We start from the raw sequence: 14,596 nt of genomic DNA, 5'->3' as shown, positions 1-14,596 counted from the left end.
TATGAATCATTTTTTTACAACTGAATCGACTGCACCGCCTGCCATCTCTATCATCTGGTATGGGGTAATCATTTTGTTACTTGCCTTATCTATTTACGGTTCACTTGCTTATCACGAGAATTCAACATTTGTTAAACTCTTTAAAGGGATTCAAATAGTCCAGTTATTAGCTCTTTACACTTGGTATATTGGTTTTAGCATTCCGTTTTCAAACAGCCTACCTCTTTACCATTGTCGTTTGGCCATGTTTGCTGTTGTTTTTCTGCCAGATAAGTGGAAAATCAAGCAGTATTTTGCACTTTTGGGAGCTAGCGGGGCAGTATTTGCCTTGGGTTATCCAGTCTTTGATCCTTATGACTTTCCGCATATTACCAGCTTTTCATTCTTGATTGGACATTACGCTCTTTTGGTTAATTCTCTGGTTTATCTCATGAATCACTACGATAAGACCTTACTTAAAAAGTATCGAATTATCGCTTACACCTTTATTCTCAATCTATTTTTAGTAGGGGTCAACCAAGTAACGGGAGGGAATTATGGGCTTTTGAATGCGACACCTTTTATTCCTAACGCTCCTTTATGGATAAAGTATCTTATGGTTTCTATCATTCTATCTTCAGCTCTAGTACTCTTTGATATTTTGTTTAAGAAACGCTGGAAAAAGAAAATTGCTTTAGAAACAATTAAATTTTGAAGAGATTGTAACTAGCGATATAAAATAAATATTGAACAAAAGAATCTCAAAAGTAGGTCAACTATCTTGACCTGCTTTTTCTTTTATAAGCGATTGAAAAACTCTCTAAAATCCGATATAATGGAGTGTTGAAAGGAATCTTAGAGTCCAATGTAACAAAGAGTGATTAAAAGTCGAAATAATTAAAAAAGTAGAAAGAAAGAGAACTTATGACTATTCAAGAAGAAATTAAGAAACGCCGTACCTTTGCCATTATTTCTCACCCAGACGCGGGTAAGACTACTATTACTGAACAATTGCTCTACTTTGGGGGAGAAATTCGAGAAGCTGGTACCGTAAAAGGGAAGAAAACAGGGACTTTTGCCAAATCTGACTGGATGGACATCGAAAAACAACGTGGGATTTCGGTAACCTCATCTGTGATGCAGTTTGACTATGATGGTAAGCGCGTAAATATCCTAGACACTCCAGGGCACGAGGATTTCTCAGAAGATACCTATCGTACCTTGATGGCGGTGGATGCTGCCGTCATGGTGGTGGACTCTGCCAAGGGTATCGAGGCCCAAACCAAAAAATTATTTGAGGTTGTTAAACATCGTGGGATTCCAGTCTTTACCTTTATGAATAAGTTGGACCGAGATGGTCGTGAACCACTAGACCTTTTGCAAGAATTGGAAGAAGTCCTAGGTATTGCTAGCTACCCAATGAACTGGCCAATCGGGATGGGGAAAGCCTTTGAGGGGCTCTACGACCTCTATAACCAACGTTTGGAACTCTACAAAGGGGATGAACGTTTTGCCAGCCTAGAAGATGGCGATAAACTCTTTGCTAGCAACCCATTTTACGAACAAGTGAAAGAGGATATCGAACTCTTGAATGAAGCAGGAAATGAATTCTCAGAGGAAGCCATTCTTGCAGGTGATTTGACACCAGTCTTCTTTGGCTCGGCCTTGACTAATTTTGGGGTGCAGACTTTCTTAGAAACCTTCCTCAAGTTTGCTCCAGAACCTCATGGGCACAAGAAAACAGACGGTGAACTTGTCGACCCTTATGATAAGGATTTCTCAGGTTTTGTCTTTAAAATTCAAGCCAACATGGACCCTCGTCACCGTGACCGTATCGCCTTTGTTCGAATCGTATCGGGTGAATTCGAGCGTGGTATGAGTGTTAATCTTCCTCGTACTGGTAAGAGTGCTAAACTATCAAATGTTACCCAATTTATGGCAGAAAGTCGTGAGAATGTGACCAATGCCGTAGCAGGAGATATTATCGGGGTTTACGATACTGGTACTTATCAGGTGGGAGATACTTTGACAGTTGGCAAAAACAAATTTGAATTTGAACCACTGCCAACCTTTACCCCTGAAATCTTCATGAAGGTATCTGCTAAGAACGTCATGAAACAAAAATCCTTCCACAAGGGAATCGAGCAATTGGTACAAGAAGGAGCTATTCAGCTCTATACCAACTACCAAACAGGTGAATACATGTTAGGTGCCGTTGGTCAATTGCAGTTTGAAGTCTTCAAGCACCGGATGGAAAATGAGTACAATGCAGAAGTCGTTATGAGCCCAATGGGTAAAAAGACCGTTCGCTGGATTAAACCAGAGGATTTGGATGAGCGTATGTCTTCAAGTCGAAACATCTTGGCCAAAGACCGCTTTGACCAACCTGTCTTCCTTTTCGAAAATGACTTTGCCCTTCGCTGGTTTGCGGACAAGTATCCAGACGTGGAGTTGGAAGAAAAAATGTAGATCACCAGAGTTACTTGATTGTGTGACAATCTAAGTAACTAACGCCAAGTTTCTATGGAACTTGGCTAGGCGCTCAACTAGTAAAGTTTTACGTCGTAACAGATAGAAAACCCATGAATAGTAATATTCATGGGTTTTTAAGTAGTTGTTTTAAGTTTTTTCCTGTCCTAGTTTACATGCCAATATATCTCGATAATAATACTACTAGGGTAAGCAAAATAAAGCTGACACTGTTTAGGACCATATGAATGGCGATAGACATTTCTATACGACGCGTTGTGTATGCGGTCCAAGTTAGGACAGCAGACATCCAACCGTAAATTATAAATGACGGGAAATTTGAAGGAACGTGAGCTAGGAGAAAGAGTAGCCACCCTAGTACATATCCCACTTTTTCATAGCCTTGGAAGAGCTTGGTTGGGATAATGCCACGACAGATAATCTCTTCACAAATCGGCGCAATTAAAACGACTAGAAAGAACATAGCAATAAGTGAGCTTTCAGAGAAGAGATTATTGAGAATTTGTTGGTTGGAAGTTGTTGTTTGATTAAGTAATTGTAACATGATGCCACCTATGAGATTTCCAACAAAGATAGCTAGGTAACTCAAGGCAATTCTAGGCAAATCGTTGATACTAAAGAGTTTTTTCTTAATCACTAAAAGCTCACTTTTATGAGCGCCATACAAAAAGATAGCTAAAACAAGTATAGAAACAAGGCTAATAATGATTCCAGACCAGATGGAAGGAATCTCAGTTTGGGCTAGCAAACCTAGAAGTGCCATTGGGGTCTGTGAAAGAACGATGGCTACCAGTAAAATACCAAACCATGCAAGTCGTTTGCGATAATCTTTAAAAAAATTCATTGAAGTTCCTCCTGAAAATTTACTTTATTATAACATATTTGCAAGGAGGATTCTATCAGACGCCATAAAATAAATGTAAAAAATCCTCTCGAATTGGAGAGGATTTTATTTTTATCGTTTAGACCAAGTTCTTCTCATGAAGAGCAGTAAGATAGGGTATATCTCAAGTCGCCCAGCAATCATAGCGAAAGAAAGCAAGATCTTTGAGAAAGGACTAAAGATTGAAAAACTTGCTGTTGTGCCAAGGATAGGGCCGATATTGTTAAAACAGCTAAATACAGCACTTGTTACAATCAACAGATTATTATTGTCTAAGCTGATGATGAAAATCAAGCCGATTAGAATCATGACATAAATCACAAAATATTTGAGAACCTTGTGCTGGGTATCCTTATCAATTACTGCTTGATTGACATGGAGAGTGAGGACACGGTGAGGAGATAGAGTTGATAACACCTGATTTTTAGCAATTTTTGCCATGATGAGTCCTCGAATGATCTTAAGACCACCTGCTGTTGAACCAGCAGAGCCTCCGATAGCCATCAATAAGAGTAGGATAAATTGAGAGAAGAGGGGCCAACTAGTAATATTTCCATAACCAAAACCAGTTGTAGTGATAATATTTGAAACTTGAAAGAGAGCCATCTCAAAACTTTCTGAGACATTATGATAAAGATGGACTGTATTTAAAGTGATTAGAGCAGTTGCGGTCGCAACAATCAAAAAATAAGTCCGAAGCTCTTCATCAAAAAAGAACTCTTTTACTCGACGTAGCATGAGATAGTAGTAGAGGTTAAAATTGACACCAAATACTAGAACCCCAAAACTGGTGAGATAGGTAATTGAAGAACTTTGATAGTGGGCAATACCATCATTATAAACAGTGAAACCACCAGTACCAGCAGTCCCCATAGCAATAACGACACTGTCATAGAGTGGCATTCCTGCCATGTAATAAAGAATGATAAAGAGGACAAAGAGAGCTAGATAAAGTACATATAAAATTTGTGCGGTGTTCTTAAGTTTAGAGACTACTTTTCCAAAAATAGGTCCAGGAACCTCAGCTTTCATGACCTCCATATGACTGTTCTGAGCGTTATCCATAATTGCTAAGGCAAAGACAAGTACCCCCATTCCTCCAATGAGGTGGGTAAAGCTTCGCCAGAATAATAGAGAACGACTTAGGACAGACACATCGTTTAAAATTGTTGCTCCCGTTGTTGTAAATCCAGAACTGATTTCAAAGAATGCATCTATCAAGTTCGGGATTTGACCTGAAAAGACAAAAGGTAAAGCACCAAAGAAGGACCAAAGAATCCAGCAGAGGGAAACGATTAAGACTCCCTCTTTTGCGTAAATGTGTTTCTCTTTTGGTTTAATGATAACCCCTGCGCCACCCAGTAAGGTTAGAATGCCAATAGTAGAAAAAAGGGCGATAAAGACCTGGCTTGATTCTTGGTAGTATAGAGCAATAGCCACTGGAACTAGTAGCAAAACTGCTTCAATTAAGAGGAGTTTTGCGAGAAGAAAGCGAATCATACTTCTATTCATGGCTTACCTCTCTAACAGATCGTAGATCTTAGTGATATTTGATAGCAAGGTAATGACAACCAATTTATCTCCCACTTCAAGAGTATCTTCGCCTGTTGGGAAGATGGTTTTTCCGTTTCGGATAATAGCAGCAATCAAGATATCTTTCTTAAATTTGAGATTTGACAAAGGTTTGCCTGTCATTTTATTTTCTTCTTTGATAAGAAGTTGTATAGTTTCTACCTGACCGTTTGCGAGGTGGTGGATAGCTTGAAGATCAGAATATTGAGCATTGGCTCGCCCGTGGATAAAGTGCATGATTGTATCAACAGCAATCGTCTTCGGCGTGATGATACTTGAAAAATCTGGGGTATTAATAATTTCTAAAAGACTAGTTCTATTAACTTTAGTGATGTTTTTTTGAACTCCAATACTATCTAAGAACATCGAGGTAATGATATTCTCCTCATCGACCCCAGTAAGCGTAGCGACAGCATCATAGTGTTGCGCACTTTCTTCTAGAAGGGTGTCTTTGGTAGTCCCATCTCCTTGCACAATATAGAGTTTTGGGAACTTTTCGCTGAAAAAGGCCGCCCGACTAGGATTGAGTTCGATGACCTTGGTATCAATGCGACTATCTTTTAGAATACCTAATAAATAGTATGCAATTTTACCAGCACCTACGATGAGTAAGCTCTTAACTACTCTAGATTTGATGTAGTTATGGAAGAGCATCATGTCAATCCGGTCTCCTGTAACAAAGATGCGATCCTTATCTTCAAGAATCATGTTACCACTTGGGATCATGAGTTTGTGATCACGTTCAATAGCACAGACAATGACATTTCCAAATTTTTTACGGAAATCAGCTATAGACATTTGGCAGATATTACTGTCTTTTCGAACGATAAATTCCATTAGACTGACCAAACCACCAGCAAAACGTTCAACTGAAAGTGCATTAGGGAAGTCTATGATATTGGCAATAGCACGAGCTGCCAGTAATTCAGGATTGACAATCAGCGAGAATCCAAGAATATTTTTTTCTTTAAAATAAGGGTTGGAATATTCAGGATTACGAACACGAACAATTGTTTCTTTTGCTCCCATTTTTTTAGCAAGAACAGCTGCAACCATATTGACTTCGTCGTACTGAGTCATGGCAATAAAAACATCACAATCTTGGACATTAGCTGCTTCTAGCATAGCGAAGTCAGCTCCATTTCCTGCAAGTCCAATAATATCAAAACGTCTTGTCATGTAATTAAGGACTGTTTCATTTTGCTCAATTAAGACGACATCATGATCGTCTGCTACTAAAGAGCTACAGAGGGCGGAACCAACTTTTCCCCCTCCGACAAGGATAATTTTCATAGTTATTTAACCTACTTTTTCAATATGTTTCTATCATACTCTTTTTTATAAAAAAATGCACTTAAGAACCGCTAGTTTTATCTATTCCGAGACATTTCCTAATCTTAAAAGTCAAATCATAAAAATCTTTATTTCCTATAAATTTTCATTGTTTTTCAAGATATGGTATTCTGAGATATAACGATTTTAATAATTGTTAGAGTGTTTACTGACTATGCAAATATGTTTGTGAAAAAAGTGAAAAATTCAAGACGTTTCTATTGACAATCAATCTGAAAGTGATATACTAAGAAAGTAGTTTCGCTGATTTACTTCAAACCTGTTGTGAGGTAAGTTAACGATGCCTTAACCACGCTGTTTGCTGAGCTTGACTCCGGGCAGTGTGGCTATTTTTTTGCAATGATAAAAGGAAGCAAATTATGACAAACCACATTGTATTATTTGAACCTCAGATTCCACAAAATACAGGAAATATTGCGCGTACTTGTGCAGCAACCAATTCTCCCTTACATATCATCAAACCTATGGGTTTTCCTATTGACGATCGTAAAATGAAACGAGCTGGCTTAGATTATTGGGATAAGCTTGAAATCTATTTTTATGATAGTTTGTCTGATTTTGTAAAGAAAATCGATGGGCAGCTTTACTTGATTTCCAAGTTTGCAGAAAAGGTTTATTCGGACGCTGATTTTACAACGGAAGGGGATCATTATTTCCTTTTTGGGAGGGAAGATAAAGGCTTGCCGGAAGACTTTATGAGGGAGCATCCAGAAAAGGCTCTTCGCATCCCTATGAATGATGAACATGTCCGTAGTCTCAATGTTTCCAACACTGTCTGCATGATTGTCTACGAAGCTTTGCGTCAACAGAATTTTGCCGGTTTGGATTTGGTTCATACCTATGAGACTGACAAATTGAAATAATCATGAAAGCGAATACTTAACGCTTGCACTTGCAAGCATTTTTTGTTATGATAAAAGGGTCTTCAGGGCTGGGTGAGATTCCCGACCGGCGGTGACTTTTAGTCGGAAATGTTCTTTTCCTTTTATACTTTGTTGCCAAGCTTTGCCTAACCAAAAGTTATGCCTATAGCTTGTCGCCTAGTCTAAAAGAAAAATCTCCGTTTCCATACTCTAAAAGAAGTCCGCGAGCGCAAGCTGATGTGGTGTGATTCCACAACCGACAGTATAGTCTGGATGGGAGAAGACGAAAGAATAATTTTATCTATTCCACTTAAATATATAGGAAGTTCTTTTGGTGTTTTTGACCAATAGATTGTTTTTGATATAGTTGAGTTGATAGATAGAGTGGTACTTTCCAACTTCTTCTGATTTTATAGAAAATTGGAGGAACCTGTTATGACAAACACACGTCGACTTTCGACCATTGCAATTTTATCAGCACTTTCATTTGTGTTGATGTACTTTGACTTTCCACTCTTGCCTGCGGCGTCCTTTTTAAGAGTTGAGTTCAGCATATTACCAGTTTTAGTAGGTTTGATTGTGCTTGATTTACCCGCAGCTTTTGTGATAATTTTACTTCGTTCCTTGCTTAAGTTGATTTTAAATAATCAAGGAGTCAGCACCTATATCGGTTTGCCGATGAATATTGTGGCTTTAGGAGTTTTTGTTCTTGCATTTGGTTTGATATGGAAAAAAGATCGAACACCAATTCGTTTCGCTTTAGCTTCCCTAGCTGGTACGATTGGTTTGACCTTGGCTATGCTAGTTCTTAACTATGTGTATGCAGTTCCCTTATATTCTAAATTTGCTAATTTTGATATTGAGAAAATTCTAGGACTAAGCAACTATCTGTTGACAATGGTTTTACCTTTTAACTTAATTGAAGGTGTTATCTTTGCACTAGCATTTTGGTTGATTTATGTCTTCTTAAAGGTAACTTTAAAACGTTATGAAAGATAAACAAACATATTTAACAAAGGGCTCTTTTGCCCTTTTACTATTTGTAATTCTGGGTTATGTCGTTAAGTTTTATCCAGAGCAACTGGTAACATTGGACTCCTCGGTTCAAACAGCTATTCGAGGTGATTTACCCGAGACCTTAACTTTGATTTTTCGTGGAATTACACGTCTGATTGATTTACCTATTGTCATTAGTTGGGCTATTATTTTGATTGCTATCTTTTACCTGAAAAAGTGGAAAACTGAGAGCCTATTGGTAGCTGGGAATCTTGGTCTGGCCGGTATTTTAATTGTGTCCTTAAAACACCTGTATCAACGTCCACGACCAGATATTTTACATTTAGTGGAGGAAAAGGGTTTTTCTTTCCCAAGTGGGCATTCACTGGCGGTGACTTTACTCATCGGTTCCTTGATCATTATCCTAGGTCAGAGAGTGAAAAACACTACTACAAAGCTAGCTTTGCAAGGACTATTAGGACTTTACCTAGTTAGTGTTCTTGTCTCTAGAGTTTATCTTGGTGTCCATTATCCATCAGATGTTCTGGCAAGCCTGAGTCTAGGTCTAGGAATCTTGTTTATTGAGTTTCCTTTTTACGACAAGCTGCGCTTTCAGTGGAGATTTACAGGTAAGCAGAAGTAGGTATCAAATTCTCTTGAGGAGAAAGAAATGGAAGTCAACATAAAGGATCTTCATCCGAGTCAACTTTACTTATCAGAGAAGAAGTTGCAAGATATTCAGATGCTTTATCAGTCGGTAGAAAAGCCAAGTATTAATCCAATCAGTGTTCTTGCATTTGGAAATCGTTTGCTAATTACAGACGGGCATCACAGAGCTTATCAGGCATTGTTACTAGGTCAGGATACGATTTCTGCTGAGTTTGATAAAGATGGTGGTGATGAAATCTATCATCTTTATGCGCAAGCTTGTGAGGAAAGAAAGATTTACTCTATTTTAGATCTAAAAAATCGTATCTTACCTCAAGATGAGTATGAAGCAAAATGGTATAACTGGTGTGATGGTTTTAATCAAGCAGCGGAGCTAGTATTAGGAGTAGAAAATGATGACAAAAATCATTCAGATAGATGATTCCTTACGTCTAGTTCCCTATTTTTTAGCAGATCATCATGATGCAACTTTGGGCTGGTATCAAGATGTGGATTTGGTAGAACTTGTAGACGGCATTAGAATACCCTATAGTTTGGAAAAATTAAATACCATGTATTCCTATTTAGAAAGTAACGGGAATTTGTTCTGGATTGAGTTTCGAGAAAAGGGGGAGTGGTTTCCAATTGGTGATGTCACCTTATCTCAGGAGAATCTTCCTATTGTGATTGGCAATCCAACTTATCAGCATCAAGGACTTGGACGCAAAGTTTTGAAGGCTTTGATTGATCTAGCTCGTCAAAGGGGATGGACAGAATTGAAAGTTCAAGAAATCTACACTTTTAATCCTATCTCTAGAAGATGTTTTGAATCTCTTGGATTTGTGGAAAGTAGAAGGACTGAAAGTGGGGTTGGCTTTCTCTTAAAACTGGACACTAACTAGGCTAAATTATTTTTAAAAATCGCTCAAAAATAGAGCGGTTTTTAAATTCATAGTTTGCAACACTTTTAAAATCGAAATGATAGGCAAATTCAGTTATAAAATTTCTCTAAAAATAGAATTTTTCTCTTGCATTTGGGATAGATTAGTGTATAATAGTAGGGTATGTGTAAAACATACTTGTGGGAGGTAAAAATCTTATCATTACCGCCAAAACCACAAAGGAGGATTTAAAAATGGCTAAAAAAATCGAAAAACTTGTAAAATTGCAAATCCCTGCTGGTAAAGCTACACCAGCTCCACCGGTTGGACCTGCTCTTGGTCAAGCTGGTATCAACATCATGGGATTCACAAAAGAGTTCAACGCTCGTACAGCTGATCAAGCTGGTATGATCATTCCAGTTGTTATCTCAGTATACGAAGATAAATCATTTACTTTCATCACTAAGACACCACCAGCTGCTGTTCTTTTGAAAAAAGCTGCAGGTGTTGAAAAAGGATCAGGTACACCTAACAAAACAAAAGTTGCTTCAGTTACTCGTGCGCAAGTACAAGAAATTGCAGAAACTAAGATGCCAGATTTGAACGCTGCAAACCTTGAGTCTGCAATGCGTATGATCGAAGGTACTGCTCGTTCTATGGGATTCAACGTTGTTGACTAATCAATAACATCCCAAGATAACCCGCAAGACTTCATCATTTCGAGAAGTGACGTGGGAGATGAAAATCGATTGAACCACTTACAAGGAGAATAGAAAATGGCTAAAAAAAGCAAACAACTTCGTGCTGCTCTTGAGAAAATCGACAGCACAAAAGCATACAGCGTAGAAGAAGCTGTAGCTCTTGCAAAAGAAACTAACTTTGCAAAATTCGATGCAACTGTAGAAGTTGCTTACAACTTGAACATCGACGTGAAAAAAGCTGACCAACAAATCCGTGGAGCAATGGTATTGCCAAACGGTACTGGTAAAACAGCTCGCGTTCTTGTATTTGCACGTGGTGCAAAAGCTGAAGAAGCTAAAGCTGCTGGTGCAGACTTCGTTGGTGAAGACGACCTTGTTGCTAAAATCAACGACGGTTGGTTGGACTTCGACGTAGTTATCGCTACACCTGACATGATGGCTCTTGTTGGACGTCTTGGACGTGTCCTTGGACCACGTAACTTGATGCCAAACCCTAAAACTGGTACTGTAACAATGGATGTTGCTAAAGCAGTTGAAGAGTCTAAAGGTGGTAAGATCACTTACCGTGCAGACCGTGCAGGTATCGTACAAGCTATCATCGGTAAAGTTTCATTTGAAGCTGACAAGTTGGTTGAAAACTTCAAAGCATTCAACGAAACAATCCAAAAAGCTAAACCAGCTACTGCTAAAGGAACTTACGTAACAAGCTTGACAATCACAACTACTCAAGGTGTTGGTATCAAGGTTGACGTTAACTCACTTTAATAAGTATAAAATTTAAAACAAAAAGGTTGAAGGTAGATTTACCTCAACCTTTTTTGTCGTCATAATATAAAATTTTACTAATTTAATTTGATATTGAAAATCGTCTATATAGAAAATTCAGAAAATTGTTTCTTTTCTATTGAAAATTTTTGAAAAAATGGTATCATAGAAACAAGTCATTTTAAGAGAAGAGAAAGGGGAAGAATGGAGAAAATCACTTTAGAAACTCCTAAGACAGGATCGGATTTAGTTTTAGAAACACTTCGTGACTTAGGCGTTGATACAATTTTTGGTTATCCAGGCGGGGCAGTTTTACCTCTATATGATGCCATATATAATTTTAAAGGTATTCGTCATATTCTTGGCCGTCATGAACAAGGCTGTCTTCATGAAGCTGAAGGATATGCTAAATCAACAGGGAAGCTTGGTGTTGCGGTCGTCACAAGTGGACCAGGAGCAACTAATGCCATTACAGGTATTGCAGATGCCATGAGCGATAGCGTTCCACTCTTAGTTTTTACAGGTCAGGTAGCGCGTCCTGGTATTGGTAAGGATGCCTTCCAAGAAGCAGATATCGTTGGTATTACTATGCCAATCACTAAGTACAACTATCAAGTACGTGAAACTGCAGATATTCCAAGAATAGTAGCGGAGGCCATTCATATTGCAACTACAGGTCGTCCGGGACCAGTTGTTATTGACCTTCCCAAAGATGTCTCAGCTTTGGAAACAGATTTTATCTATTCACCTAAAGTCGTTCTTCCTAGTTACCAACCAACTCTTGAACCGAATGAGATGCAGATTAAAAAAATATTGAAGCACTTATCAAGAGCTAAAAAACCAGTTCTACTTGCTGGTGGTGGTATTAGTTATGCTGAAGCTTCTAAAGAATTAAATGAATTTGCAGAACGTTACCAAATTCCTGTTGTAACAACACTTTTGGGACAAGGGACTATTGCCACTAGTCACCCGCTTTTCTTAGGTATGGGTGGAATGCATGGTTCATTTGCAGCAAATATAGCAATGACCGAGGCTGATTTCATGATTAGCATTGGATGCCGTTTTGATGACCGTTTAACTGGGAATCCAAAAACTTTTGCCAAAAATGCTAAGGTTGCCCATATTGATATCGATGCAGCAGAGATTGGTAAGATAATTAGTGCGGATATACCAGTGGTTGGAGATGCAAAGAAAGCTTTAGAAATGCTCCTTGCAGAGCCTATTGTTCACAATGACACAACAAAATGGATTGATAAAGTAACCAAGGATAAAAACCGTGTTCGTTCTTATGATAAAAAAGAACGTGTCGTTCAACCGCAAGCAGTTATTGAACGAGTTGGTGAATTGACCAAAGGTGATGCCATTGTCGTAACGGACGTTGGGCAACACCAAATGTGGACAGCTCAGTATTATCCATATCAAAATGAGCGTCAACTTGTAACTTCAGGTGGTTTAGGAACCATGGGATTTGGGGTACCAGCAGCTATCGGAGCAAAGATTGCAAATCCAGATAAGGAAGTAGTACTCTTTGTGGGAGATGGTGGCTTCCAGATGACCAACCAAGAGTTAGCTATTTTGAATATCTATAGAGTGCCAATCAAAGTTATTATGCTTAATAACCACTCATTAGGTATGGTTCGTCAGTGGCAAGAATCTTTCTATGAAGGAAGAACTTCGGAGTCTGTATTTGATACACTTCCTGATTTCCAGTTAATGGCTCAAGCATACGGTATAAAAAACTATAAGTTTGATAATCCAGAAACTCTTGAAAAGGATTTAGAGGTTATTCTAGAAGATGTGCCGATGTTTATCGAAGTCGATATTTCCCGTAAGGAACACGTTCTTCCGATGGTTCCTGCTGGTAAGAGTAATCATGAGATGTTGGGGGTGAAGTTTAATGCGTAGAATGTTAACAGCTAGACTCCAAAACCGCTCAGGAGTACTCAACCGTTTCACAGGTGTGCTTTCACGCCGTCAGGTAAATATTGAGAGTATTTCAGTCGGTGCGACTGAGGATCCAAATGTTTCAAGAATTACGATTATTATTGATGTAGCTTCTCATGATGAAGTGGAGCAAATCATTAAACAACTCAATCGTCAAATTGATGTGATTCGTGTTCGCGACATTACAGACCATCCTCATTTAGAGCGTGAAGTGATCTTAGTAAAGGTTTCAGCACCAGCAGAAAAACGGGCAGAGATTTTGGCAATTATTCAACCTTTCCGTGCGACAGTAGTTGATGTGGCGCCAAGCTCTATTACCATTCAAATGACTGGGAATGCTGAAAAGAGTGAAGCCTTGTTGCGAGTGATTCGACCATATGGAATTAGAAATATTGCTCGGACGGGTGCAACTGGATTTACTCGTGATTAACAATAAAGTCCTAAGAGACAATTAGAAAATATAGAAAAGAGAGAAAACAATGGCAGTACAAATGGAATATGAAAAAGATGTAAAAGTAGCAGCACTAGATGGCAAGAAAATCGCAGTTATTGGGTATGGCTCACAAGGTCATGCTCACGCTCAAAACTTGCGTGATACTGGTCACGACGTGATTATCGGTGTACGTCCAGGTAAGTCATTTGATAAGGCAAAAGAAGATGGATTTGACACTTACACAGTAGCAGAGGCAACTAAATTGGCTGATGTCATCATGATCTTGGCTCCGGATGAAATTCAAGCAGACCTTTATGCAGAAGAAGTAGCTCCAAACTTGGAAGCTGGTAATGCACTTGGTTTTGCTCATGGATTCAACATCCACTTTGAATTCATCAAAGCTCCAGAAAGTGTTGACGTATTCATGTGTGCTCCTAAAGGGCCAGGTCACTTGGTACGTCGTACCTTCGAAGAAGGATTTGGTGTTCCAGCGCTTTATGCAGTATACCAAGACGCAACAGGAAATGCTAAAGATATCGCTATGGATTGGGCTAAGGGTGTTGGTTCAGCGCGCGTTGGGCTTCTTGAAACAAGCTTCAAAGAAGAAACTGAAGAAGATTTGTTTGGTGAACAAGCAGTTCTTTGTGGTGGTTTGACTGCCTTGATGGAAGCAGGATTTGAAGTCTTGACTGAAGCTGGTTACGCCCCTGAATTGGCTTACTTCGAAGTTCTTCACGAAATGAAACTCATCGTTGATTTAATCTACGAAGGTGGATTCAAGAAAATGCGTCAATCTATCTCAAACACTGCTGAGTATGGTGACTACGTTTCAGGTCCACGTGTGATCACTGACCAAGTCAAAGAAAATATGAAGGCTGTTCTTGCTGATATCCAAAATGGTAAATTTGCAAATGATTTCGTGAACGACTATAAAGCTGGTCGTCCAAAATTGACTGCCTACCGTGAACAAGCAGCTGACCTTGAGATTGAAAAAGTCGGTGTTGAATTGCGTAAAGCAATGCCATTCGTTGGAAAAAATGACGATGATGCCTTTAAAATCTATAACTAATATGTAAAGAAGAAGGCGA

15 protein-coding genes and 1 riboswitch are annotated in these 14,596 nt (G+C 38.8%); of the genes, 12 read left to right on the top strand and 3 right to left on the bottom strand.

The window, feature by feature from the left end:
- Window position 1: 1 nt before the first annotated feature.
- Together PAN07_RS04275 and PAN07_RS04270 are read left to right on the top strand one after the other, a co-directional pair.
- Entirely contained in the window at window positions 2–694 is a 693-nt protein-coding gene (locus tag PAN07_RS04275) for a TIGR02206 family membrane protein (RefSeq protein ID WP_269797212.1), read from the top strand.
- Between the two features lie 209 nt (window positions 695–903).
- Window positions 904–2,448, top strand: a complete 1,545-nt coding sequence (locus tag PAN07_RS04270) for a peptide chain release factor 3 (protein WP_269797211.1) — start codon at window positions 904–906, stop codon at window positions 2,446–2,448.
- A gap of 172 nt (window positions 2,449–2,620) precedes the next feature.
- Here PAN07_RS04270 and PAN07_RS04265 read toward each other — a convergent pair whose 3' ends face one another.
- The 3 genes from PAN07_RS04265 to trkA all read right to left on the bottom strand — a co-directional run bounded on the left by PAN07_RS04265 (window position 2,621) and on the right by trkA (window position 6,217).
- Entirely contained in the window at window positions 2,621–3,313 is a 693-nt protein-coding gene (locus tag PAN07_RS04265; RefSeq protein ID WP_269797210.1) for a CPBP family intramembrane glutamic endopeptidase, read from the bottom strand.
- A 111-nt stretch (window positions 3,314–3,424) separates the two neighbouring features.
- Window positions 3,425–4,864: a TrkH family potassium uptake protein gene (locus tag PAN07_RS04260; protein ID WP_269797209.1), complete on the bottom strand. Its 1,440-nt coding sequence runs from the start codon at window positions 4,862–4,864 to the stop codon at window positions 3,425–3,427.
- Window positions 4,865–4,867: 3 nt separating this feature from the next.
- Complete coding sequence (gene trkA, locus PAN07_RS04255) at window positions 4,868–6,217, bottom strand: Trk system potassium transporter TrkA (RefSeq protein WP_269797208.1); 1,350 nt, start codon at window positions 6,215–6,217, stop codon at window positions 4,868–4,870.
- Window positions 6,218–6,636: 419 nt separating this feature from the next.
- Between trkA and PAN07_RS04250 the strand changes: the two genes are divergently transcribed.
- From PAN07_RS04250 to ilvC, 10 genes are all read left to right on the top strand, one after another.
- A complete protein-coding gene (locus tag PAN07_RS04250; protein WP_269797207.1) occupies window positions 6,637–7,140 on the top strand; it encodes a tRNA (cytidine(34)-2'-O)-methyltransferase in 504 nt (167 codons plus the stop codon).
- Window positions 7,141–7,194: 54 nt separating this feature from the next.
- Window positions 7,195–7,429: riboswitch (FMN riboswitch) on the top strand.
- A 146-nt stretch (window positions 7,430–7,575) separates the two neighbouring features.
- Window positions 7,576–8,139 (top strand): ECF transporter S component, encoded by a 564-nt coding sequence (locus tag PAN07_RS04245; protein ID WP_006150358.1) that lies wholly within the window; start codon window positions 7,576–7,578, stop codon window positions 8,137–8,139.
- A complete protein-coding gene (locus PAN07_RS04240; RefSeq protein WP_006150305.1) occupies window positions 8,129–8,779 on the top strand; it encodes a phosphatase PAP2 family protein in 651 nt (216 codons plus the stop codon). The genes PAN07_RS04245 and PAN07_RS04240 overlap by 11 nt, the downstream gene beginning before the upstream one ends.
- Before the next feature lie 27 nt (window positions 8,780–8,806).
- Window positions 8,807–9,226: a ParB N-terminal domain-containing protein gene (locus tag PAN07_RS04235; protein ID WP_269797206.1), complete on the top strand. Its 420-nt coding sequence runs from the start codon at window positions 8,807–8,809 to the stop codon at window positions 9,224–9,226.
- A complete protein-coding gene (locus PAN07_RS04230) occupies window positions 9,201–9,686 on the top strand; it encodes a GNAT family N-acetyltransferase (protein ID WP_269797325.1) in 486 nt (161 codons plus the stop codon). The genes PAN07_RS04235 and PAN07_RS04230 overlap by 26 nt, the downstream gene beginning before the upstream one ends.
- Before the next feature lie 233 nt (window positions 9,687–9,919).
- On the top strand, window positions 9,920–10,345 hold the full coding sequence (gene rplK, locus PAN07_RS04225) for a 50S ribosomal protein L11 (protein WP_269797205.1): 426 nt from the start codon (window positions 9,920–9,922) through the stop codon (window positions 10,343–10,345).
- A gap of 96 nt (window positions 10,346–10,441) precedes the next feature.
- Entirely contained in the window at window positions 10,442–11,131 is a 690-nt protein-coding gene (gene rplA / locus PAN07_RS04220) for a 50S ribosomal protein L1 (RefSeq protein ID WP_001085672.1), read from the top strand.
- Between the two features lie 204 nt (window positions 11,132–11,335).
- The gene (locus PAN07_RS04215; protein ID WP_142558183.1) at window positions 11,336–13,036 is read left to right on the top strand and encodes an acetolactate synthase large subunit; all 1,701 of its coding nucleotides are present in this window, start codon (window positions 11,336–11,338) and stop codon (window positions 13,034–13,036) included.
- Window positions 13,029–13,505, top strand: a complete 477-nt coding sequence (gene ilvN, locus PAN07_RS04210; protein WP_075566463.1) for an acetolactate synthase small subunit — start codon at window positions 13,029–13,031, stop codon at window positions 13,503–13,505. The genes PAN07_RS04215 and ilvN overlap by 8 nt, the downstream gene beginning before the upstream one ends.
- Window positions 13,506–13,554: 49 nt before the next feature.
- On the top strand, window positions 13,555–14,577 hold the full coding sequence (ilvC, locus tag PAN07_RS04205; protein WP_075566465.1) for a ketol-acid reductoisomerase: 1,023 nt from the start codon (window positions 13,555–13,557) through the stop codon (window positions 14,575–14,577).
- Window positions 14,578–14,596 lie beyond the last annotated feature (19 nt).

The organism is Streptococcus sp. SM5, from assembly GCF_027497975.1.
The sequence above is the reverse complement of the archived record's forward strand: the minus strand, read 5'-3'. Positions and strand labels throughout refer to the sequence as shown.

Excerpts from the sequence above, each read along its gene's own strand:
- PAN07_RS04275 (WP_269797212.1), top strand. The coding sequence starts at position 2 with ATGAATCATTTTTTTACAACTGAATCGACTGCACCGCCTGCCATCTCT.
- PAN07_RS04270 (WP_269797211.1), top strand. The coding sequence starts at position 904 with ATGACTATTCAAGAAGAAATTAAGAAACGCCGTACCTTTGCCATTATT.
- PAN07_RS04265 (WP_269797210.1), bottom strand. The coding sequence starts at position 3,313 with ATGAATTTTTTTAAAGATTATCGCAAACGACTTGCATGGTTTGGTATT.
- PAN07_RS04260 (WP_269797209.1), bottom strand. The coding sequence starts at position 4,864 with ATGAATAGAAGTATGATTCGCTTTCTTCTCGCAAAACTCCTCTTAATT.
- trkA (WP_269797208.1), bottom strand. The coding sequence starts at position 6,217 with ATGAAAATTATCCTTGTCGGAGGGGGAAAAGTTGGTTCCGCCCTCTGT.
- PAN07_RS04250 (WP_269797207.1), top strand. The coding sequence starts at position 6,637 with ATGACAAACCACATTGTATTATTTGAACCTCAGATTCCACAAAATACA.
- PAN07_RS04245 (WP_006150358.1), top strand. The coding sequence starts at position 7,576 with ATGACAAACACACGTCGACTTTCGACCATTGCAATTTTATCAGCACTT.
- PAN07_RS04240 (WP_006150305.1), top strand. The coding sequence starts at position 8,129 with ATGAAAGATAAACAAACATATTTAACAAAGGGCTCTTTTGCCCTTTTA.
- PAN07_RS04235 (WP_269797206.1), top strand. The coding sequence starts at position 8,807 with ATGGAAGTCAACATAAAGGATCTTCATCCGAGTCAACTTTACTTATCA.
- PAN07_RS04230 (WP_269797325.1), top strand. The coding sequence starts at position 9,201 with ATGACAAAAATCATTCAGATAGATGATTCCTTACGTCTAGTTCCCTAT.
- rplK (WP_269797205.1), top strand. The coding sequence starts at position 9,920 with ATGGCTAAAAAAATCGAAAAACTTGTAAAATTGCAAATCCCTGCTGGT.
- rplA (WP_001085672.1), top strand. The coding sequence starts at position 10,442 with ATGGCTAAAAAAAGCAAACAACTTCGTGCTGCTCTTGAGAAAATCGAC.
- PAN07_RS04215 (WP_142558183.1), top strand. The coding sequence starts at position 11,336 with ATGGAGAAAATCACTTTAGAAACTCCTAAGACAGGATCGGATTTAGTT.
- ilvN (WP_075566463.1), top strand. The coding sequence starts at position 13,029 with ATGCGTAGAATGTTAACAGCTAGACTCCAAAACCGCTCAGGAGTACTC.
- ilvC (WP_075566465.1), top strand. The coding sequence starts at position 13,555 with ATGGCAGTACAAATGGAATATGAAAAAGATGTAAAAGTAGCAGCACTA.